Origin of the sequence: Mycobacterium sp. SMC-16 (assembly GCF_046250085.1) — a bacterium.
GTDB classification, from domain to species: Bacteria; Actinomycetota; Actinomycetes; order Mycobacteriales; family Mycobacteriaceae; genus Mycobacterium; species Mycobacterium phocaicum.
Genome location: NZ_CP176427.1, coordinates 2,498,752 through 2,518,710 on the forward strand (window position 1 = coordinate 2,498,752; position 19,959 = coordinate 2,518,710).

Consider the following 19,959-nt stretch of genomic DNA (forward strand, 5'->3'; position numbering starts at 1 on the left):
TTCGCCGCGTGATCTGTCGGTGGCAGCGGCCACGGTGGCGGCATGAACACACCACCACGCATGACCCGCGCCGAGATCGGAGCGCTCGGCGAACAACTCGCGGTCGACCACCTGATCTCGCTGGGAATGACGGTCCTGGTTCGCAACTGGCGCTGCCGGTGGGGCGAACTCGACATCATCGCCACCGAAAGGGACCACAGTGCGGTGGTCTTCGTGGAGGTGAAGACCCGCACCACCGCCGAGTTCGGTGGCATCGAGGAAGCCGTGACGCCGGAAAAGGCCCGCCGCCTGCGCCGGCTGGCCAGTCTGTGGCTCGCCGAACAGGACTCCCGCTGGCCTGATGTTCGGATCGACGTGATCGGTGTCCGTCTCGGTGGCCGGCAGCCGGAACTGGTGCACCTGAAGGGCATCGGCTGATGGCGCTGGGACGGGCCTACTCGGTGGCCATCCGCGGCCTGGACGGCGTCATGGTCGAGATCGAAGCCGACATCACCTCAGGGCTGCCGGGAGTGCATCTGGTCGGCCTGCCCGACGCGGCACTGCAGGAGTCGCGGGATCGGGTCAGGGCGGCGGTGGCGAACTGCGGCAACAGCTGGCCGATGTCACGCCTCACGCTCGGGTTGTCGCCGGCCACACTGCCGAAAGGCGGCTCGATGTACGACCTGGCCATTGCCTGTTCGGTGCTGTCGGCACATTTGAAGACGCACTGGGGGCGGCTGGAAAAGACGGTCCTGCTCGGCGAATTGGCGCTGGACGGTCGGGTGCGCCCGGTCAAGGGCGTGCTGCCCGCGGTCATGGCCGCCAAGCGCGAGGGCTGGCCGTCGGTGGTGGTGCCTGCGGAGAATCTGGCCGAGGCCAGTCTGGTCGACGGCATCGAGGTGTGGGGCGTCCGCACGCTGGGTCAGCTGCAGGCGTGGCTCAATGGGAAGGCGGGCCTGGACGAGAGGGTCGACACGACGGCGCCGGCCGCCGACGACAGCGTTGACCTCGCCGACGTGGTGGGGCAGACCCAAGCGCGGTGGGCAGTGGAGATCGCCGCTGCGGGCGCCCACCACCTGATGCTCACGGGCCCTCCGGGCATCGGTAAGACAATGCTGGCCCAACGGCTTCCGGGGCTCCTGCCCGACCTGACCGACGACGAGGCGTTGGAGGTCACCGCCATCCATTCGGTGGTGGGGTTGCTCACCGGCGATACGCCCTTGATCACGCGTCCGCCGTTCGTCGCGCCCCATCACACGTCCAGTGTCTCGGCGTTGGTCGGCGGCGGCTCCGGGATGGCGCGACCCGGTGCGATCAGCCGGTCGCATCGCGGCGTGTTGTTCCTCGACGAGTGCGCCGAGATCGGGACCAGCGTGCTCGAAGCCCTGCGAACCCCGTTGGAGGAAGGTCAGATTCGGCTGGCCCGTCGTGACGGCGTGGCGTGCTATCCCGCGCGCTTCCAGTTGGTGCTCGCGGCCAACCCGTGCCCGTGCGCACCGCCGAATCCGAGGGATTGCGTGTGCCCGTCGGCCGACCGGCGCCGATATCTGGGCAAGCTGTCCGGGCCCTTGATGGACCGCGTCGATCTGCGTGTCGACATGCATCCGGTGCTGGCCGGGGCGTTCGGTGATCACGCGGCCGAATCGACCAGTGCTGTCCGCGCGCGAGTCGCCGCCGCCAGAGCCGCCGCAGCCGAGCGGTGGCAGGACGTCGGGGTCCGGACCAACGCCGAAGTGCCGGGGCCGGTGCTGCGCCGCAAATTTCGGCTGAGCCGGGATGCGATGAAGCCGTTGCGCAAGTCGCTCGATTCCGGGCGGCTGAGTATCCGCGGTGTCGACCGCACATTGCGCGTCGCGTGGTCCCTGGCCGACCTGGCGGGCCGCGATTCGCCCAATCTCGAAGACGTCAGCACGGCGTTGGGTTTCCGAGAGGGAGAGCTCCGATGAGTGACGACGATCTGGGACGACGGGCGTGGGCGTATCTGTCGCGCGTGGCCGAGCCGCCGTGCCCACGGCTGACCCAGTTGGTGGCTGACCGGGGCCCGGTCGAGGTGGCGGACATGATCCGCCGTGGTCACGAGGACCCGGACCTCACCGGCAGTGTCGCCGCCCGCCGTGAGGTCGATTGTGCAGAAAGGGATTTGGAGATTCTCGATCGCCGCGGTGGGCGGCTGATCACGCCCGACGACGACGAGTGGCCGTACCTGTCATTCGTCGCGTTCGCGAACAAGGCGGTGAGGGAGCGGCCATCGGGTTATCCGCCCATGGTGCTGTGGGCACTCGGCCCGGCCCGGCTCGATGACGTCGCTGAGCGTGCTGCCGCGATAGTCGGCACCAGGGCCTGCACGTCGTACGGCGAACATGTCGCTGCCGAGATCACAGCCGGCCTCGTCGAACGCGACGCGGCCGTGGTCTCGGGCGGCGCCTACGGCATCGACGGGGCGGCGCACCGCGCGGCGCTGGCGTCGGACGGGGTCACCATGGCGGTGCTCGCCGGGGGTGTCGACGTGCCGTATCCGTCCGGGCATTCGGCGCTGCTGCACCGGGTGGCCACCTCGGGGCTGCTGCTCAGTGAGTATCCGCCGGGGGAGCGGCCGACCAGGTACCGGTTCTTGACCCGAAACCGCTTGGCGGCGGCGCTATCCGGTGCCACCGTGGTGGTGGAGGCGGGTTTGCGCAGCGGGGCGGCCAACACCGCGGCGTGGGCGACCGCGATGGGGCGCAAGGTATGTGCGGTGCCCGGCCCGGTGACGTCGGCCGCTTCGGCGGGATGCCACGTTCTCATTCGCAACGGTGCGGTCCTGGTCGACCGGGCCGAGCAGATCGTCGAATTGATCGGGCGGGTAGGCGAACTGGCCGATGAACCCGAGCATCCGGAAACACCGCTGGATGACCTGACCCCGGACCAGCTTCAGGTGTACGAGGCGCTGCCGGCGCGGGGTTTCCGCAGCCTCGAGCAGATCTCGGTCGGTGCGGCCCTGCCGCCCGAACGTGTGCTCGGACCGTTGGCGCTGCTGGAGATCAGCGGCCTGGTGGAGAAGCAGGACGGGCAGTGGCGGATCAGGCGGGCGGGGTGAGGCGTGCTCATTCGAGGACCGCCACCGAGCGCAGGACTTCGCCGCTGTGCATTTTGTGGAAGGCGTCTTCGATCTGGTCGAGCCCGATGCGCTCGGTGACGAACTTCTCCAACGGCAGCCGGCCCTGCAGGTACAGGCTGATGAGGGTGGGGAAGTCGCGTTCGGGCAGGCAGTCGCCGTACCAGGATGACTTCAGCGATCCACCGTGGGAGAAGAAGTCGATCAGCGGCATCTCGAGGGTCATGTCGGGTGTCGGAACACCCACGAGGACAACGGTTCCGGCGAGGTCGCGGGCGTAGAACGCCTGCTTCCAGGTCTCGGGCCGGCCGACGGCGTCGATGACGACGTCGGCGCCGAAGCCGTCGGTCAGGTCCTGGATGGTTTCGACGGGGTCGAGGTCGCGGGCGTTGATGGTGTGGGTGGCGCCGAAGTCGCGGGCCCAGTGCAGTTTCTGGTTGTCGGTGTCGACGGCGATGATGCGTTTGGCGCCGACGAGGGCGGCGCCGGCGATGGCGGCGTCGCCGACGCCGCCGCAGCCGATGACTGCGACGGTGTCGTCACGGGTGACGCCGCCGGTGTTGATGGCGGCGCCGATGCCGGCCATGACGCCGCAGCCGAGCAGGCCGGCGACGGCGGGGTCGGCTTCGGGATCGACCTTGGTGCATTGGCGTTCGTGGACGAGGGTTTTGTCGGCGAAGGCGCCGATGCCCAGGGCGGGGGTGAGTTCGGTGCCGTCGGTGAGCGTCATTTTCTGGGTGGCGTTGAAGGTGTCGAAGCACAGGTGGGGGCGGCCGCGTTTGCAGGCGCGGCATTCGCCGCAGACGGCGCGCCAGTTGAGGATGACGAAGTCGCCGGGGGCGACGTGGGTGACGCCGGCGCCGATGGCTTCGACGGTGCCGGCGGCTTCGTGGCCGAGCAGGAAGGGGTATTGGTCGTTGATGCCGCCTTCGCGGTAGGTGAGGTCGGTGTGGCACACGCCGCAGGCGATGATGTCCACGATGACCTCACCGGGTCCGGGATCGGGGATGACGATGTCGACGAGCTCGATGGGCTGCTTCTTGGCCCGGGAAATCACACCACGCACTGTCTGACTCATCTCAGGGTGCCTCGCTGAGCGCCGCGACGGGGCACGCATCGACTGCCGAGCGAACCGCTGTTTCGATGCCGGCCGGGACCTCTCGCCCCTCGAAGTGGTAGTTCAGGTTTCCATCGTCATCGAGGCTGAAGGCATCGGGTGCTTGGGCGACGCACACGCCGTGGCCCTCGCAGCGGTTGTAGTCGACGTTTACTTTCATGGTTGTCCTAACTGGTGATGGCGAGCTCGGCGGTAGTCGCTCGGAGCAGTGGGTTGTCGATTGCGCGCGCCTAAGCGGCGATCAGCTTGAGCGGCAAGCGTTCATAGCGGCGGATGATGTTGTTGACCGCCCATGTCGGCCTACCGGTCAGCTCTATCCGGTCCACGCGATCGAGTAGCGCCCGCAACATCGCGGTTGTTTCCAGGCGCGCCAGGCCCTGTCCGGCGCACGCGTGGGCACCGTGTCCGAAACCGACGTGCCGGCCGGCGTCACGCCGGATGTCGAAGACCTCGGGGTTTTCCCACTCGCGTTCGTCGCGATTGGCGGAGGCATAGATCACCAGGACCCGTGCGTCCGAAGGGATTCGCACTCCGGCGATTTCGGTCTGTTGGGCCGCGCACCGCGCGAAGGCGCGCAGCGGTGGCTCGCAGCGGACGACCTCATTGATGGCGTTTGACATGAGGTCGGGTTCGTCCTTGAGGAGTTGCCATTGGTCGGGGTGCATGGCGAAGAGCTTCAACGCATTGGCGATGGCGCTCATGGTGGTATCGATCGACGGGGCGATGTAGTCGACGAGCAGCTTCGGGCATTCGTCGTGCGTCAGCTTGCCTTCGTCTGCGGCGGCGAGCAGCTCATCTGCCATGCTGCCCTCGATGACGTTGCGTTCGCGCACCACGCGCCGCGCGAAGCGCAGCATGAGCACAGTGTTGGGTACCGCTTTGATCGCCTGCCAGTTGAGCGGCCCGAGTACGTCGAATGTTGCCCCAGCCCAGGCAACCAGGTGATCGCGCTGGTCGCGCGGCCAACCGATGAGGTCGGGCACGACGGCCAACGGCAGCGCAGCCGCGAGATCTTCGACACCGTCGACATCGCCCTTTTTGAGCGCAGTTTCGACCACGGAGCGGGCCGTGTCATCGACAGTGTCACTGATGGCGCGTAGCGCACGAGGCAGCATGCGGTGCGCGACGCTCTTGCGGCGCTGTTCGTGCTCGACACCGTCGCTGTTGAGCGTGGTGCCGCGAGACATCCGGTTGGTGATCGGATTGAGTGCCACACCGTGGCCCGACAGAAAGGTCTTGTCGTCGCGTAGCACCGCTTTGCATTCGGCGTAACGCGGTACCGCATACGTCCGTTGCTTTGGCAGCCATACCACCGGACCGAGGTCGCGCATTCTCTGGTAGTGGGGATACGGGTTGGCGATGGCGTCGACGGAGTAGATGTCGGGTTCGTAGACGGGTAGGCCGGCGGGTGGGCGTCGCATTGGTGTTCCTCTCATGACTTTGGCGGTGGACGAAGGGTGGCTGCGCTCACGGTCGGCGCTGAAGGAACTGTTCTGCGTTCGCGGACGTCACTGTCCGCCAGTTGATTTCGTGGTCGGAGTCAAGGGCGGCGATCTGTTGGGCCACGCCAAACGCTGGTGTCCAGCAGTAGTCGCTGCCGTACAGGAGGCGGTTCGACCCGACTACGTCCCGGAGCACTCGAGCTTGGGTCGGCAGTGGATGCCCGGCAGTGTCGAACCACATACGCTGCAGCTGGGCATCGGTCGTCAGAGGCCCGGGCGCATCGCCGTTGGGTGCCGGCCACAGGCCGCGGAACAGCTCGATCCGTGCGGCGAGAAGCGGCAGGGCGGCACCGCAGTGCGGGATCAGGAAGCGAATGTGCGGATAGCGACTCATGACACTCGCGAACATCAGGTCGGTGATCGAACGCGTCGTCTCGAACATGAACTCGAGCATCGGCGCAGGCCGCCCCAACGTGGCGTGTGGGTCCGGTGGCGACGTCGGATGGACGAAGACGATCGATCGCCGCTTGTCGAGGCATTCCCACAACGGCTCCAGCGAGTCGTCACCGAGGTAGCGTCCGCCGCTGTTGCTCATGAGTATCACTCCCGCCGCCCCGTGAATGTCCGTTGCGCGGATGGCTTCGTTGATGGCGGCATCCACGTCGGGAAGTGGAAGCGAGGCGAAGAAGGAGAAGCGCTCAGGATGCGCGGCGACCGTCTGGGCTGCGAAGTCATTGACGTGCCGCGCCAGTGCCGGGGCGTCGGCCGTACTTGCAAACGACAGGCCAGGAGAGGAGAGCGACAAGATGGCGTGCCGAATGCCGTTGTCCTGCATCAGTGAAAGGTGCTGTTCGGCGCTCCAGGAGGGCCATTGGGGCATGCCGTCGGGATGTTGGATGCCTTCAGCGATCGCGGCTGCGACGTATTCGCGGGTGAGAAAGTGGGCGTGAACGTCCACCAGGGGAGCGGATGACATGGTGATCGCCTAATTGGTCTGGATGGTCGGGTGGGCGCTGTGTGTCCGAGCGGACAACGTGAAACCCGGTATTGCCGTGCACAGGCTCCACCCGTCGCGGCCCGCGGACATCACGGTGCGATCGGGCCGGATGACAGCGGCCGTCGCATGGCCGCGGCGCAACCACCGTTCCAGCTCACCGCCGGGCTCGGCGACATGAACGACGATGCCGTGCTCAGCGAGCTCGGCGAAGTGGAAGGCCAGCGGACGGGTCGTGGTGACGAGCGCAAAGCCGTTGCCCAACAATGCGTCGAGGCGCCGGCCGTCGGTAAGAACCGGGTTGGGGCACAGGGTGCCGGCAAGGTGCCAGGGCGTGCGGCTCCTGTGCACCAGGGCCGATTCGCGCAGCCGGGGGGTCGTGCCGTGGGTGAGCTTGTCTCGCAGACCGGGTATAAATCGCAGCCGAGGTGCGACGGTGCGTCGCACGATGTTTCCGACATGTCCACCGGCTGTAATTGCCCACCCCATGCCCAGTGCCAGGCCGATCATGCTGCGCGCGTGCGGTTTCCGTTCTGTTTGATAGGTCGCCAGCACTGCCTCGGGCAGCTCTCCGTTGATCACGCCGGCAACCTTCCACGCCAGGTTTATCGCGTCGCGCAGGCCCGCGCCCATGCCTTGCCCGATGAAGGGCGGTGTGAGATGGGCGGCATCGCCGAGGACGAACACATTGCGGTCCCGCCAGCTGTCGGCGATCTGTGCGCGAAAGGTGTACTCGGTGACTCGCACGAGGTCGAGCTCAGCGTCGGCGACATCGCCGATCCAGGGGGCCACCAGGGCCCGTAGGGTCGCCATCGTGCTGAAGTCGGCCGCGGTTTCCGAAGGCCGCAGCCGAAATTCCCAGCGGTAGCGGTCGGGACCGATCCGCATGTAGGTCGCAGCCCGAACGGGATCGCACACCTGATGCACACCATCCCACTGATTGAGCTCGGCCTCAGTGACCACGTCGGCGACCAGCCAGCGCTGCTCGAACCGCAGGTCGTCCATGGCGGCGCCGATGGAGGCTCGCACGATGCTGTTGGCCCCGTCGCAGCCGAGCACGTAGCTGGTTTCGACGACGTGCTCTGTTCCGGTGGCGCGGTCGGAGTAGGTCACTCGGACACGGCCCGGTTCGTGTTGGGTGACGCCGGTGACCTCGGAGTTGCCGTGCAGCTGCACATTTGGGCGCGTGGCCAGGTTGGCGCGCAGCAGCTGCTCCAGTTCGGGTTGGTCGAACATGTTGGCTTGGGGGAAGCCATGTCGGCTGCGGGCGGGGTCGCGGTCGAACTGGGCCAGCGTGTGGTGGTTCTGGTCGAGAAGCCGCAAGCCGAGCGCCGGCCGGGAAATCGCGGCGAATTCTTCGGCGACACCGAGCCGGGCGAGGATGCGATGAATTTCGTCATCCAGGTGCACCGCGCGTGGCTGGGGATAGACCGATTCCCAACGGTCGAGAACCAGCGTGGGCACACCGTGGTCGGCGAGCAATGTCGCCGCGGTGACACCGGTCGGTCCCGCGCCGACGACGACAACGGGTACGGATTGCGTTACAGGGTCAGGCATTTCGGTCCTCGACTCGGGTCAGCCGATGATCGGCTTGCGGTTGGCGACGAGAGTGTCGAGGCGGGCCTGCATGGCGGCCTCGATTCTGGCTGCGAAGTCCTCGGCGGTTTCCCCGGTATGTGGCGTCATCGGGGGCAGGACGGCGGTCACGAGCTTGGTCGGCAATGCGACGTAGGGGAGCATGCCGGCAACGCCGATGTTGAGTCCCCATGGAATGGTGACGCTGATGGGCAGTGTCTTCATTCGCAGGCGCCGGGGCAGGCCCAGCTGGCGTGCGAGCCGTCGACCGTCGGACACGACGAACAACGAGTCACCGGCGCCTGCCGTCACGACGGGGACCACCGGAACCCCATGGCTCATGGCCAGGCGTGCAAATCCGCAGCGTTCATCGAAATGCACCTGGTTGCGGTCGCGCCAGGACTTCGCGGCGTCGACGTCACCGCCGGGAAACACCAGCACGTTGTGCCCGGCGGCAAAAGCGGCGTCCGCCGATTCCCGGCTCGCGGGCCGGCCGTCGAGAAACTCGGCGATGCGCCCGGCGCCGACTGTCCACGCCACCTGGTGAACGAGCGCGGTGGTCGGCCGCCTCAGCGCCGCTTTCTCGCGCACCGCGATCATCGCCAGCACGTTGAGGTCCACCAGGCCACCGAAGCCGTGATTGGCGACGAGCAGCGCCGGTTCGGGGATCGCGGCGTCGAGGTGGATGTCGTGGCGGTGGTACCACTTCAGGTAGTTCGGCACAGCCCTGCGCACAACGGATTTGAGTGCAGACGTCGTCGAGGAGGGGTCGGTCATGATCGCTCCTCGATGTCCCACGCGAGCGCGTAGCGACCGAGCGTCGCGGCAATGGCATCGGTGTCCGTGCCGGTGCCCACGACCACGGTCACCGCGACGGTGCCGTCGTCGACGGCCGCCTCGACCTCGACGACACCGGGCAGGCCTGTCAGCGCATCGGTGATCGCGCGGCGGGCGGCATCGGCGCGCAGTGGCAATTTGAACGGCTTACCAACGGCGGTCACCGGAATGGCGTCGATCACGATCACCGACTTGGGTGCCGCGGCAGACTCGGCGACGTGCTCGACGGCCCACTGCCGCAACGTCCCCGGAGTCGCGACAGCGTCTGGCCGCAATGTCACATAGGCGACCGGCACCTCACCGGCGTGCACGTCGGGCCGGCCGACTGCCGCAACGCCCGTGACGTCGGGGTGAGCCAGCAGTGCGTCCTCGATCATCGCCGGGTCGATGTTGTGCCCGCCGCGGATGATCAGGTCCTTGGCGCGTCCGCACAGATGGACGAAACCCTCGTCGTCGACCCAGGCGAGGTCGCCGGTGTCGAGCCAACCGTCGACGAGCTTGCCGTTGCCGTCGAGGACGAAACCGGCAGAGCTGCGGTCGGTGACGTAGCCCGGGAACACGGTGGGGCCACCGACCACGAGGGTGCCGATCTGGCCGGCCGGCAGTTCGTGCCAGTCGCCGTTGTCGTCGATGTCGACGGTCTTGAGTTGTTGGTAGGGGAGCCGCTGACCGGCCGAGCCGGGCCGGGGATGGTCGGGGAAGCTGCGCGCGCTGGCGCAGGTGGCCTCGGTCAGGCCGTAACCCTCCAGCAGGGGGACACCGATGTGCGACTCGAAATCGCTGCGCACCGCAGGCGGCAGCGCGGAGGCACCGACAATCGCCATCCGCAGACTGGAGATGTCGGCATCGACGGGGAGCTGGCTGAGCACGGCGTACACCGTCGGTACCGCGCTCATGGTGGAGATCCCGTAGCGCTCAACGATTTTCCAGAAGTTGCCGTACAGCCCCATGTCCCGGTAGCCGAGCGGGCCCGCCCACAGCACCTGCTGTCCGCGGAGCAGCGGCGCAAGCAGCGTCACCACGAGTGCGTTGACGTGGAACAGCGGCAATGCGGCGAACAGCACCGACGATTCGTCGAGCAGTGTGTTGGCGGCGATCATCCAGGCATCGGCCACCTCGTTGGCGTGTGTGTGGGCGGCCAATTTCGGTGCGCCGGTGGTGCCGCCGGTGTGGAACAGCGCGGCCAGATCGGTGGATTCCGGTGTGGTGCCGTGGAATCGAGTGCCGTCGTGCGCGGCGGACAGTCGCGTGAGGTAGTCGACCTTCGCGCCCGGCACCGCGGGGACGTCGACGGGTGTGGCGCCGGTCGGTCCGATCAGCAGGATGGTGTCGATCAAGCCGGCGCCGACGAGGCGCTCTGCCACCGCCCATGTCGAGGTGTCGAGTTGAGCGTCCGCCGTGATGAGGACCCGAGCGCCGGAGAGCCGGACCAGCTCGCTGACGTGCTCCGGCGACAGTGCGCCGTTGATGGGCGCGGCGATGCCGGCCACCTGGGCCGCCAGCGTCGCGGTGATCAGCTCATCGCAGTTCGGTGCGATGAGCGCGACCGCGTCACCGCGCTGAATGCCCAAGTCGTACAGCAGGTTTGCGATCTGGTGCACGTCGTGCAGCAGGTCGCCGAAGGTGCGGCGCACCGGGTGCTCCCACCGCGCACCGTCCGGCAGGACCGTGACAGCGATGCGCTCCGGCCACAGCTTCGCGGCCCGCACCAGCATTGCGTAGGTGGAGCTCGGCAGCCCCCGCTCGGAGAGCGGGACCGCTTCGATCGCCGCCAGGTCGGCCGGGCTGGAGTAGCTGGGCCACAACGGGTTCGGGCTCATGCGTACTTCACGATGTTGCGTTGGGCACCGAGGTCGATGGCGCCGTCGTCGGTGGCGACGGTCGTCTCGACGATGTCACCGTCGTGCAGGTATTTCGGGTTGCGCGCCTGGCTCTTGAAGAAGGCTTTCCATTTCACGGCGGGCGGCAGCAGCGACCCGATGAGTGCGACCACCTTGTGCGGTGCGCTCAGCGCGGTGCCGACGGGCGTGCCGGTCAGGACCAGGTCGCCGGCGCTGAGATCCTGGAAGCGGGTCAGCGATTGCAGGGCCTGCAGCGGCGAGTAGATCATGTCGCCGGCGACGCGCATGTCCTGCCGCAGTTCGCCGTTCACGCGCAGCTGCAGGCGCAGCTCGCCGAAGCGCTTGAGCTCGGCGGCGGTCAGCAGCACCAGGGCCGGACCGACGGGCGTGAAGGTGGGGTAGGACTTGGCTTCGTAGAACTGCGTCTGGGGCAGCTGGATGTCGCGCGCGGACACGTCGTTGGTGACCACCAGCCCGGCCACGTAGTCGGCGAGGTTGGACTCGTCGATGGTGCTGCCCACCGGGATGTCGGTGCCGATGACCAGCCCGATCTCCACTTCGTAGTCCAGGAACCGTACGTGGCTGGGTTTGACGATCGCGTCCGACGGGCCGGTGATCGACGCCGACGACTTGCGGAAGAACGTCAACGGGATCGAGGCCGGCTCCATCCCGGCGTCTTTGACGTGCGAGGCGTAGTTGGTCATCTGGGCCACCACGCGGCAGGGCGCGATCACGGGGGAGAGCAGATCGAGACTGTCGACCGGCACCGTGGTGGTGTCGGAGGCGGCGGCGTCGATGGCGGCGCGGTCGGCGAGCAGGGCGCCGGTGGTGGTCGCGGCGGTGGCGATCTTGGCGGCGCCGGTGGCGGTGTGCACCCACCAGGCGTCGGCGGTGCGCAGAACGGAGATGGTCATGACTTGGCTGCTTTCAGTAGGCCGATGAGGCGGTTGACGTCGAATTCGTTGTTGCTTCGCAGTGCGGTGAGCAGTTCTCGTACCTCGCCGCGCGCGTGCCGGGGACTGGTGCCGAGGAAGTCTGCGGTGGCCGGCGGTCCCCATTGCGCCAGTCCGGAGGCGCTGAACTCGGCCCATCCGGGTTCGAGGGTGCTGTCGAACATGTCGCCGTCGGTGAAGTGCTCGACCATGAAGCCGTCGGGGTCGCGCCAGTAGTCGAAGATCTGGCTGCCCTGGATGTGCCGCCCGATGCCCCAGGATCGTTGGTAGCCATGGTCTTTGAGGTATTCGCCGCCGGCGGCGAGGGCGTCGAGGTCACTGACCTGATACGCCGAGTGGACGTAGCGGTTCGCCGGTCCCAGCGCCAGCGCCAGCGTGTGATGGTCGGTCGGGATCGAGCCGCGGTCACAACGGATGAAGCTCATCGTCGGACCGCGTCCGCGCTGTCCCGGGAAGTACAGGAAGTCGCTGACGATCAAGCCGAGCGTATCGAGGTACCAGTCCAGTGCCGCACGGTATTTGGTGGACTGGACGACGACGTGGCCGAGGCGCTGCACCGTCGTCGGCACCCGGGGCGGCCGCTGGGTGGCGTTGATCCGTTCGAGGTCGTGGCCGAGGTTGAGGGTGTGCGGTGCTTGCGCCGGCAGTGGGCTCAGCGGATGGGTGCCGGACACCACGCGTACCGGAATGCCGCTGGGGTCGGTCAGTTGCACGCCCGTTCCGCCGATCGATTCCGGTAGCGCAGTGACCCGCGAGCCGGTCTTGTCGGCCAGTCGCACCAGGTCCGCGTCGTCTGCGGCGGCGAACGCCATGCCGCGGAAACGCGTCTGCGGGCCGCGCCGAATCAGGACACACGGCGCGTCGGGATCGCCACCGCGTAAATGCAATTCGGTGTCGGTGCGCAGCGCGGTCCCGAAGCCGAATGCGTGGGCGAAGGCCTCGGCGCGCGCCAGGTCGGGTTTGTCGAATTCCAGCCAGGCGAGGTCCGTCACCTTGATCAGCAGGTTGCGTGAGCGTCCCGGGTGCTCGCCGGCCAAGGCCCCCTGAGCGCTGTGCAGGCCGTTGTGGGCGCCAATGGTGTTGCTGCTCATCGCGAGTACTCCTTCTGCGACGTTCGGACTGCGGTGCCGACCGCACCCCGGACCTTGTCGATCACGGCTGTCGCGTCGGTGGGGCTGTGGTCTCCGCGCCATGCCACGTGCTGATCGGGACGGATCAGCACCAGGTCGCGTTCGTAGAGCCTGCGGGTGTGCGCGTCGCGGACGTCGACGACGGTCACGGGGACGCCGCGATCCGCGGCCGCGGATGTCAGCTCTGTGACGTCGATGTCGGTGAAACGCAGCAGGGTGAATCCGGGCCCGAACAGGTCGAACAGCGGCGTGCCGTCGGGCAGGAAGACGCTCGGCGGCCGGGCGCCCGGCGTGGTGCCTGGGATGTACCGGTGCGAGGGGCCGGCCGGCGGGTGGCCCGGTTCCGTACAGATGACCGGTGAATTGTCGTAGCGGTATCCGTATTCGATTCCGTCGGCCTCGTTTTCGAGATTGCCGAGGTCCAGGATCTCGCGTCCCAGCCGGGCCCGGTCGCGCTCGCCGGCCCAGCCCTGTCCGGAAAGCGATGCGCGGTTTGCCATTTGAATGGCCAGCCGCACCAGGGTGTGCCGGGCCGAGGCATCCCGGTTGGCGATCCCGACGGCGCGGCGCTCGACGGCGTAGGCGCTGAGCAGGCGCGGGCCGCCCCACCCGTTGACGACGGCCGCCAGTGCCCAGCCCAATCCGACAGCGTCACCCACGCCGGTGTTCATGCCGTAGCCGCCGTTGGGTACGACCTGGTGGGCCGAGTCGCCGGCCAGCCACACCCGTCCGTGCCCGTAGGAATCGGCCAGCGACAGCCGGGGCCGCCACTCGTTGGCAACGACGATGTCACAATCGAATTCGACACCCAGTCGGGCGAACAGGAACTGCTTCGGATCGATCTCCTCGGTCTTGACGCCCATACCGATCAGCGTGTGCAACGTCCAGGTGTCGCGGTCGTTCTGCGAGATCAGGGTCCAGCCTTCGGGGGACTGCGTGTGCCAGGTGGTGCCGAACCGCTCCAGCACCTCGCGTGCGGTGGACCTGAAATGCACCATGTAGACGCGGCCGTCCATCGGCGTCTGCCGCTGTTCCATGAATGCCCGGGCGGTCCCTGCGAGAACCTTGCGTAGCCCGATCTCACGCGCGGCCATCCGGCGGATGTCGATGTCGTGCAACGCAATTCCGAGTCCGCGGCGCACGATGCTGCCGGCGCCGTCGCATCCGGCCAGAAAGTCGGCCCGGACCGTACGGGTCTCGCCGGTCGCGCTGCAGTTGATGACGGCGTCGACGCCGTCGGCATGCTGGCGAAACGACTGCAGGGCCCAGCCGTAACGGACGTCGACGTCGGTGCGCGTCTCCAGAATGTCTTTGAGCGCCGGTTCGAGAATCGCCTGCGAAACTCGCATCGGCGGCTCCAAGGTCATGGTGCCGTCGGTGCAGGCGCGGATCGCGTCCCGGCGCGCGACCACGCCGGGGTAGGGGAATCGTGCCAACTCCCAGCCGCTGAGTTTGGTGACCCACGCGACGTCGAACGGATTATCTTCCGGCACAGCCACTTTGCGCAGATCATCGGCGATGCCGAGCTGCCGGTACAGCTCCATGCTGCGGCCGTTGGTGATGTCCATCTTGGGGTGGGTCGTCGTCGACGGATTGCGTTCGACGAGCAGCGCCGGCACCCCCTGGCGGGCCAAGGTCAGCGCCAGGGTGAGGCCGACGGGTCCGCCGCCGGCGATCAGTACCGGGACTCGGTCGAGCGGCGAGGGTTCGATCATCGTTGATCCCTTCGAGTGGCAACAACTATGTACTGAATTGAACAGAAGTGTTCAATGTAAGTCAAGGGTGTATTTTGAACACAGTTGTTCAGAAGGTTGGCGATATGTGCAATCACTGTTGCTATCGTTTTGGATTGGACAGGTGATGCGGACGGTTCGGAAGGAGCGGCGCGATGACCACGACTGACGACCGGATCGTGACGGCGGCAGTGCGACTCTTCGTCGAGAAGGGCACCACACAGGTCACCATCAGTGAGCTGGCGCAAGAGGCCAACGTCGCCCGCGGCACCCTGTACCGGAACGTCGGTTCGATGGACGATTTGTTCGACCGGGTCGTCGGTGAGGTCACCGCGGACCTTCATCGGCGCGTGTCGGCTTCGTTCGCCACGATTGACGATTCCGCGACAAGGCTGGCCACCGGCATCCGGATGTGGGTCCGGTACGCGCACGAGAATCCGCAGCTGGGCAGGTTCGCCGTCAAGTTCGGCCTCGGCGAGGAGACGTTGCGGTCGTGGATGACCGGACCGCCGAGCAGTGATGTCGACGCAGGTGTCGCGGCCGGCCGCTACCAGCTGGGCGAGGTCGGCGTCGACAGTGTCGCCTCGCTGGTCCTCGGCGCCACGGTCAGTGCCATGTGGATGGTGCTGGAAGGCCATCAGACCTGGCGTGAGGCCGGCTCGTCCACTGCCGAACTCGTGTTGCGCGCCTTGGGGATTGATGCCGAAGAGGCGCACCGTATCGCCACCGATCCGCTTCCCGTACTGCCTCCGAGCGCCTGAATGGCCGCTGGCACGGCCCGCGTTCGCCGCAGCTTCAGGTGGTTCGCTGCTGTCATCGGATTGGTCGTCGCACTCGTGGCAGGAGAGTGCCTGTGGGTACGTGCCTCGCCTGTCGCGATGCCTGTGGTGCCCGAGGGCGGCTACGGATTCAGCGTCGGTGCGCCGCAGTCCTGGATGAGCGATGCCGACGCCGATCGGGAACTCGATGCAGTGGCCCGCACCCGGGCCGAGTGGATGCGGGTGCTGATCGACTGGCACATCGTGGAACCCGTTAAGGGCCAATATAATTGGCACTACGTCGACCACTGGGTGAACGCCTCCAAGAAACGTGGGCTGAAGGTGCTCGGACTGATTGCGTACAGCCCCACCTGGGCTCGGGCGACGGGCTCGTATTTCAGTGCGCCACCGATCAATCCGGCGGACTACGCCGCGTTCGTCACGGCCGTCGTGCAGCGATACGGCGACCGCGTCGCGGACTGGGAGATCTGGAACGAGCCGAACCTGCCGCTGTTCTTCGGCTTCACCGACAACCGCGCCGCGGTCTACACCGGGCTGCTCAAGGCGGCGTATCCCGCGATCAAGGCACTTCAGCCCGGCGCCACCGTCATCGCCGCCGGGCTGAGCCGCGCCACCGGCCCGGACGCGCCGACCAAATTCCTCGCCGACATGTACGCCAATGGCGCGCGGAACTTCTTCGACGCCACCGCGATGCACCCGTACGTGTTCCCGGGTGGCATTGCCGAAGACGGCGACAACGGCTGGTCGGACCTGGTGCGCGTGCACGACCTGATGACCGTCAACGGCGACGGTGACAAGAAGGTGTGGATGACGGAACTGGGTGCCTCGACCTGCGCGCCGCAGGCCCGCGGCGTCAGCCAGGACGAGCAGGCGCGCCAGATCCTGCAGGTGCTCTCGGGCGTGGCGGGCGCCGGTTGGAGCGGCCCCGCGTTCATCTTCGCGGTGCGCGACACCGACACCGCCAAGCGTGACGACCTCGAATCCAACTTCGGCGCGCTGCTGACGTCGGACTGGAAGCCCAAGTACACGGCGGCGGTGCTGGCTCGGTAGCCCACCACCGCGGCTGTGCCGCTCGTATAGTCGAGGCGTGGCAGGCCGTCCGATTCATACGTTCGAAGTACTCCGCACCCACCGCCTGACCCCGCACATGATTCGTGTTGTGTTCGGCGGCAAAGGGTTCGACACCTTCACTCCCAAGGTATTCACAGATTCCTACGTCAAGTTCGCCATCGTGCCCGCGGGCGTCGAGGTGGCCGGCTTGGCGCAGCCCCTGACCCTGGACAGCTTCGAGGAGCTGCCGGCCGACCAGCGCCCGACGGTGCGGACCTACACCGTGCGCAGCGTCGACACCGAGCAGCGCGAACTCACCGTCGACTTCGTGGTGCACGGCGACACCGGTGTGGCCGGACCGTGGGCGGCGTCGCTGGCACCGGGCGACCCGGCGTACCTCATGGGGCCCAATGGGGCCTACAGCCCGAACCCGGCCGCCGACTGGCACCTGCTGGCCGGCGACGAAGCCGGGCTGCCGGCGCTGAGCACCGCGCTGGAAGCGTTGCCGCCCAACGCGATCGGCCACGCCTTCATCGAGGTCGACGGACCCGACGACGAGCTCGACCTGACCGCGCCCGCGGGCGTGAATATTCAGTGGATCCACCGCGGCGGTCGCGCCGACCTGGTGCCGGACGACCAGGCCGGCGACAACGCGCCGCTCATCGCGGCGGTCCGCGCGGCCGACTGGCTGCCCGGCCAGGTCCAGGTGTTCGTCCACGGCGAGGCGCAGGCCGTCATGCACAACCTGCGGCCGTATCTGCGCAAGGAGCGCGGCGTCGGCGCCGAATGGGCGTCCATCTCCGGCTACTGGCGCCGTGGCCGCACCGAAGAGACCTTCCGGCAGTGGAAGGCGGAGCTGGCCAAGGCCGAAGCCGAGACATAGGCCGAAAAGCCGACGCGTAGGCCGGCGCTAGTGTGCGATCCTCAGCCGAAGTTGCAACGGAAGGGCGGGCCTGATGGCGTTCGGTGACTACCAACTCGAGATCTATCTGCAGGGGCTCGGCGGCGTCGTGCCGACGCTGCCGATCTCGTTCGCGGAACTCGAGGAGCGCGCCCAGGCCGCGATGCCGCCGTCGATCTGGTCGTACGTCGCAGGCGGCGCCGGTGACGAGCGGACGCAGCGCGTCAATGTCAGCGCCTTCGACCGCTGGGGCCTCATGCCGCGGATGCTGGTCGGGGCCACCGAGCGCGACCTGACCGTCGACCTGTTCGGGCTGAAGCTGCCGTCGCCGCTGTTCCTGGCGCCCATCGGCGTCATGGGCATCTGTTCGCGAGACGGCCACGGTGACCTGCATGCCGCGCGGGCCGCGGCCCAAACCGGTGTCCCCATGATGGTCTCGACGCTCACCAGTGATCCGCTGGAGGACGTCGCCGCCGAATTCGGTGACACCCCAGGCTTTTTCCAGCTCTACACCCCGAAAGACCGGGACCTCGCGGCCAGCCTCGTCAGCCGCGCCGAGGCGGCGGGATACCAGGGCATCGTCGTCACCCTCGACACCTGGGTGCCCGGCTGGCGTCCCCGCGACCTCTCGACGGCCAACTTCCCGCAGCTGCGCGGCCACTGCCTGTCCAACTACACCAGTGACCCGGTGTTCCGGGCCAAGCTGCCCGTGCCGCCCGAGCAGAACCCGCAGGGCGTGGTGATGCAGTGGGTGCAGGACTTCGGCAACCCGCTGACCTGGGATGACCTGCCGTGGCTGCGGTCGCTGACGAAGCTGCCGCTGCTGGTCAAAGGTATCTGCCATCCCGACGACGCGCGGCGCGTCCGCGATGCCGGGCTCGACGGCATCTATTGCTCCAACCACGGTGGCCGGCAGGCCAACGGCGGAATCCCGGCCATCGACTGCCTCCCAGGGGTCGTCGCGGCGGCCGACGGGCTGCCGGTGCTGTTCGACTCCGGCGTCCGGACCGGTGCCGACGTCGTCAAAGCACTGGCGCTCGGGGCGACCGCCGTCGGCATCGGGCGGCCGTACGCCTACGGAATGGCACTGGCCGGCACTGCCGGCGTCGTCCACGTGGTGCGGTCCTTGCTGGCCGAAACAGACCTGACCATGGCCATCGACGGCTACCGTTCGCTGTCCGACCTGACGCCGGATGCCTTGCGCCGCGTCGAGGTGCATTGAGGCGCGTACTTGATAAGTGGATGCAAGGATTGATTTTACATCCACTTAACGCATAAGTGGATGTAAAATGTCGGTGTGCATCCACTTGACGCCGTCACTTATGAGGATGTGCGCTGGGAGCCGCAGGTTCGTTACGCAGGTATGCCACCAAAGTACGGCACCTATCACCCGGCTATACCCGCAAGCATCGCCGAACTCGACCTGGCACTGCCCGACGCCGTGGTGGCCGAGGCTGAAGCGGCGAGCCGCGAGATTGCCCGGTTCGACGCCGAACTGGGCGGTGAGATCGCGCCGTTCGCTGCAGTCCTGCTGCGGTCAGAGTCCGCTGCCAGCTCACAGATCGAGAACCTCTCGGCGTCGGCACGATCTATCGCTGAGGAAGAGCTCGTCGGTGGCACTGGCAAGCGCAACGCCGCCGACATCGTCGCGAACACCGCCGCGATGCAGGCGGCATTGGCGCTGTCGGGGACCATCGACGCGGCTGCCATCCTGGCGATGCACGCTGCGCTCATGGCTAATCAGCCGCGGCACACCCCGGGGCAGTGGCGCACTGAGCCGGTGTGGATCGGTCGCGGGTCGACACCGATCGGAGCGACGTTCGTAGGCCCCCGCCACGAACTCATTCCCGCTGCGATCGACGACCTCATCGCGTTCACGAAGCGAACCGACACTGCAGTACTGCCGCTCATCGCGGTGGCCCACGCGCAATTCGAGACACTGCATCCGTTCACTGACGGCAACGGCCGCACGGGGCGGGCACTGGTGCAAGCGCTGCTGCGCAACAAGGCACTGACCCGTCAGATCACCGTGCCGGTGTCGGCGGGCTTGCTGGCCGATACGGACGGATATATCGGGGCACTGATGGCGTACCGGGAGGGTGACGCCGCGCCCATCGTGGAGCTATTTGCCGAGGCGAGCGTGCGCGCGACGGTCAACGGTCGGCAGCTGGTCACAGACCTGCGCACCATCCGCGCCAGCTGGAACGACAGGATCACCGCGCGCGCGGATTCCGGAGCGTGGAAGGTGGCCGACCTACTGACCAGCCGCCCAGTGATCAATGCCGCGTTGCTCGTGGACGCGGGCATCGTGGCCCAAACCGCACATGCCCAGCGAGTGCTGACCCCATTGGTTGAGGCAGGCGTAATCATCGAGACCACCGCCGGCCGCCGCAATCGCGTATGGCGATCCGCGGAAGTTCTTGCCGCACTCGATGCGTTCGCCGAACGTGCGGGCAGGCGCGTCGACGCTTGAGGTCACAGCTCGGCCACCGACGGGTGGCGTGACGGGCGATCGCGCGGGCGTTCTGCCAACG

At 67.5% G+C, this 19,959-nt stretch carries 18 protein-coding genes; 8 read left to right on the plus strand and 10 right to left on the minus strand.

Going from position 1 to position 19,959, the window contains the following annotated elements:
- Nucleotides 1–60 precede the first annotated feature (60 nt).
- Genes ACJEIK_RS12080 through dprA form a run of 3 tightly spaced genes read left to right on the plus strand, consistent with a single transcriptional unit; the run spans nucleotide 61 to nucleotide 3,055 of the window.
- On the plus strand, nucleotides 61–417 hold the full coding sequence (locus tag ACJEIK_RS12080; RefSeq protein ID WP_061004255.1) for a YraN family protein: 357 nt from the start codon (nucleotides 61–63) through the stop codon (nucleotides 415–417).
- Nucleotides 417–1,925 (plus strand): YifB family Mg chelatase-like AAA ATPase, encoded by a 1,509-nt coding sequence (locus ACJEIK_RS12085; RefSeq protein ID WP_061004258.1) that lies wholly within the window; start codon nucleotides 417–419, stop codon nucleotides 1,923–1,925. The genes ACJEIK_RS12080 and ACJEIK_RS12085 overlap by 1 nt, the downstream gene beginning before the upstream one ends.
- Entirely contained in the window at nucleotides 1,922–3,055 is a 1,134-nt protein-coding gene (gene dprA / locus ACJEIK_RS12090) for a DNA-processing protein DprA (RefSeq protein WP_409431523.1), read from the plus strand. Before ACJEIK_RS12085 ends, dprA begins: the two co-directional genes overlap by 4 nt.
- A 7-nt stretch (nucleotides 3,056–3,062) precedes the next feature.
- Here dprA and ACJEIK_RS12095 read toward each other — a convergent pair whose 3' ends face one another.
- The 10 genes from ACJEIK_RS12095 to ACJEIK_RS12140 form a co-directional block, all read right to left on the minus strand.
- Complete coding sequence (locus ACJEIK_RS12095) at nucleotides 3,063–4,151, minus strand: S-(hydroxymethyl)mycothiol dehydrogenase (protein ID WP_409431524.1); 1,089 nt, start codon at nucleotides 4,149–4,151, stop codon at nucleotides 3,063–3,065.
- Between the two features lies 1 nt (nucleotide 4,152).
- Complete coding sequence (locus tag ACJEIK_RS12100; RefSeq protein ID WP_061001136.1) at nucleotides 4,153–4,350, minus strand: ferredoxin; 198 nt, start codon at nucleotides 4,348–4,350, stop codon at nucleotides 4,153–4,155.
- 70 nt (nucleotides 4,351–4,420) lie between these two features.
- The gene (locus ACJEIK_RS12105; protein WP_133425985.1) at nucleotides 4,421–5,611 is read right to left on the minus strand and encodes a cytochrome P450; all 1,191 of its coding nucleotides are present in this window, start codon (nucleotides 5,609–5,611) and stop codon (nucleotides 4,421–4,423) included.
- Nucleotides 5,612–5,657: 46 nt separating this feature from the next.
- Nucleotides 5,658–6,590, minus strand: a complete 933-nt coding sequence (locus ACJEIK_RS12110) for an amidohydrolase family protein (RefSeq protein WP_234785333.1) — start codon at nucleotides 6,588–6,590, stop codon at nucleotides 5,658–5,660.
- Between the two features lie 27 nt (nucleotides 6,591–6,617).
- Nucleotides 6,618–8,183 carry a bifunctional 3-(3-hydroxy-phenyl)propionate/3-hydroxycinnamic acid hydroxylase gene (locus ACJEIK_RS12115; protein ID WP_133425986.1) on the minus strand — a complete coding sequence of 522 codons (1,566 nt, stop codon included), beginning with the start codon at nucleotides 8,181–8,183 and terminating at the stop codon, nucleotides 6,618–6,620.
- An 18-nt stretch (nucleotides 8,184–8,201) separates the two neighbouring features.
- Entirely contained in the window at nucleotides 8,202–8,978 is a 777-nt protein-coding gene (locus tag ACJEIK_RS12120) for a 1-acyl-sn-glycerol-3-phosphate acyltransferase (RefSeq protein WP_409431525.1), read from the minus strand.
- Nucleotides 8,975–10,858: an acyl-CoA synthetase gene (locus ACJEIK_RS12125; RefSeq protein WP_409431526.1), complete on the minus strand. Its 1,884-nt coding sequence runs from the start codon at nucleotides 10,856–10,858 to the stop codon at nucleotides 8,975–8,977. Before ACJEIK_RS12125 ends, ACJEIK_RS12120 begins: the two co-directional genes overlap by 4 nt.
- Nucleotides 10,855–11,793 carry a fumarylacetoacetate hydrolase family protein gene (locus ACJEIK_RS12130; RefSeq protein WP_061001130.1) on the minus strand — a complete coding sequence of 313 codons (939 nt, stop codon included), beginning with the start codon at nucleotides 11,791–11,793 and terminating at the stop codon, nucleotides 10,855–10,857. Before ACJEIK_RS12130 ends, ACJEIK_RS12125 begins: the two co-directional genes overlap by 4 nt.
- Nucleotides 11,790–12,923 (minus strand): VOC family protein, encoded by a 1,134-nt coding sequence (locus ACJEIK_RS12135; RefSeq protein WP_409431527.1) that lies wholly within the window; start codon nucleotides 12,921–12,923, stop codon nucleotides 11,790–11,792. Before ACJEIK_RS12135 ends, ACJEIK_RS12130 begins: the two co-directional genes overlap by 4 nt.
- On the minus strand, nucleotides 12,920–14,677 hold the full coding sequence (locus ACJEIK_RS12140) for an FAD-dependent monooxygenase (RefSeq protein WP_409431528.1): 1,758 nt from the start codon (nucleotides 14,675–14,677) through the stop codon (nucleotides 12,920–12,922). The genes ACJEIK_RS12135 and ACJEIK_RS12140 overlap by 4 nt, the downstream gene beginning before the upstream one ends.
- A 173-nt stretch (nucleotides 14,678–14,850) precedes the next feature.
- Here ACJEIK_RS12140 and ACJEIK_RS12145 point away from each other — a divergent pair, with 173 nt between their 5' ends.
- The 5 genes from ACJEIK_RS12145 to ACJEIK_RS12165 all read left to right on the plus strand — a co-directional run bounded on the left by ACJEIK_RS12145 (nucleotide 14,851) and on the right by ACJEIK_RS12165 (nucleotide 19,898).
- A complete protein-coding gene (locus ACJEIK_RS12145) occupies nucleotides 14,851–15,456 on the plus strand; it encodes a TetR/AcrR family transcriptional regulator (protein ID WP_061001127.1) in 606 nt (201 codons plus the stop codon).
- A gap of 117 nt (nucleotides 15,457–15,573) precedes the next feature.
- On the plus strand, nucleotides 15,574–16,524 hold the full coding sequence (locus ACJEIK_RS12150; protein ID WP_234785332.1) for a cellulase family glycosylhydrolase: 951 nt from the start codon (nucleotides 15,574–15,576) through the stop codon (nucleotides 16,522–16,524).
- Nucleotides 16,525–16,561: 37 nt separating this feature from the next.
- Nucleotides 16,562–17,407 carry a siderophore-interacting protein gene (locus ACJEIK_RS12155; RefSeq protein WP_061001125.1) on the plus strand — a complete coding sequence of 282 codons (846 nt, stop codon included), beginning with the start codon at nucleotides 16,562–16,564 and terminating at the stop codon, nucleotides 17,405–17,407.
- Nucleotides 17,408–17,480: 73 nt separating this feature from the next.
- Nucleotides 17,481–18,647: a lactate 2-monooxygenase gene (locus tag ACJEIK_RS12160; RefSeq protein WP_061001124.1), complete on the plus strand. Its 1,167-nt coding sequence runs from the start codon at nucleotides 17,481–17,483 to the stop codon at nucleotides 18,645–18,647.
- 141 nt (nucleotides 18,648–18,788) lie between these two features.
- Nucleotides 18,789–19,898 (plus strand): Fic family protein, encoded by a 1,110-nt coding sequence (locus tag ACJEIK_RS12165; RefSeq protein WP_082934575.1) that lies wholly within the window; start codon nucleotides 18,789–18,791, stop codon nucleotides 19,896–19,898.
- Nucleotides 19,899–19,959 lie beyond the last annotated feature (61 nt).

Bases quoted from the DNA above. Each gene is read 5' to 3' on its own strand.
- ACJEIK_RS12105 (WP_133425985.1), bottom strand. From the start codon at position 5,611: ATGCGACGCCCACCCGCCGGCCTACCCGTCTACGAACCCGACATCTAC.
- ACJEIK_RS12160 (WP_061001124.1), top strand. From the start codon at position 17,481: ATGGCGTTCGGTGACTACCAACTCGAGATCTATCTGCAGGGGCTCGGC.
- ACJEIK_RS12125 (WP_409431526.1), bottom strand. From the start codon at position 10,858: ATGAGCCCGAACCCGTTGTGGCCCAGCTACTCCAGCCCGGCCGACCTG.
- ACJEIK_RS12140 (WP_409431528.1), bottom strand. From the start codon at position 14,677: ATGATCGAACCCTCGCCGCTCGACCGAGTCCCGGTACTGATCGCCGGC.
- dprA (WP_409431523.1), top strand. From the start codon at position 1,922: ATGAGTGACGACGATCTGGGACGACGGGCGTGGGCGTATCTGTCGCGC.
- ACJEIK_RS12080 (WP_061004255.1), top strand. From the start codon at position 61: ATGACCCGCGCCGAGATCGGAGCGCTCGGCGAACAACTCGCGGTCGAC.
- ACJEIK_RS12130 (WP_061001130.1), bottom strand. From the start codon at position 11,793: ATGACCATCTCCGTTCTGCGCACCGCCGACGCCTGGTGGGTGCACACC.
- ACJEIK_RS12120 (WP_409431525.1), bottom strand. From the start codon at position 8,978: ATGACCGACCCCTCCTCGACGACGTCTGCACTCAAATCCGTTGTGCGC.
- ACJEIK_RS12085 (WP_061004258.1), top strand. From the start codon at position 417: ATGGCGCTGGGACGGGCCTACTCGGTGGCCATCCGCGGCCTGGACGGC.
- ACJEIK_RS12135 (WP_409431527.1), bottom strand. From the start codon at position 12,923: ATGAGCAGCAACACCATTGGCGCCCACAACGGCCTGCACAGCGCTCAG.
- ACJEIK_RS12100 (WP_061001136.1), bottom strand. From the start codon at position 4,350: ATGAAAGTAAACGTCGACTACAACCGCTGCGAGGGCCACGGCGTGTGC.
- ACJEIK_RS12150 (WP_234785332.1), top strand. From the start codon at position 15,574: ATGCCTGTGGTGCCCGAGGGCGGCTACGGATTCAGCGTCGGTGCGCCG.
- ACJEIK_RS12145 (WP_061001127.1), top strand. From the start codon at position 14,851: ATGACCACGACTGACGACCGGATCGTGACGGCGGCAGTGCGACTCTTC.
- ACJEIK_RS12115 (WP_133425986.1), bottom strand. From the start codon at position 8,183: ATGCCTGACCCTGTAACGCAATCCGTACCCGTTGTCGTCGTCGGCGCG.
- ACJEIK_RS12165 (WP_082934575.1), top strand. From the start codon at position 18,789: ATGCCACCAAAGTACGGCACCTATCACCCGGCTATACCCGCAAGCATC.
- ACJEIK_RS12095 (WP_409431524.1), bottom strand. From the start codon at position 4,151: ATGAGTCAGACAGTGCGTGGTGTGATTTCCCGGGCCAAGAAGCAGCCC.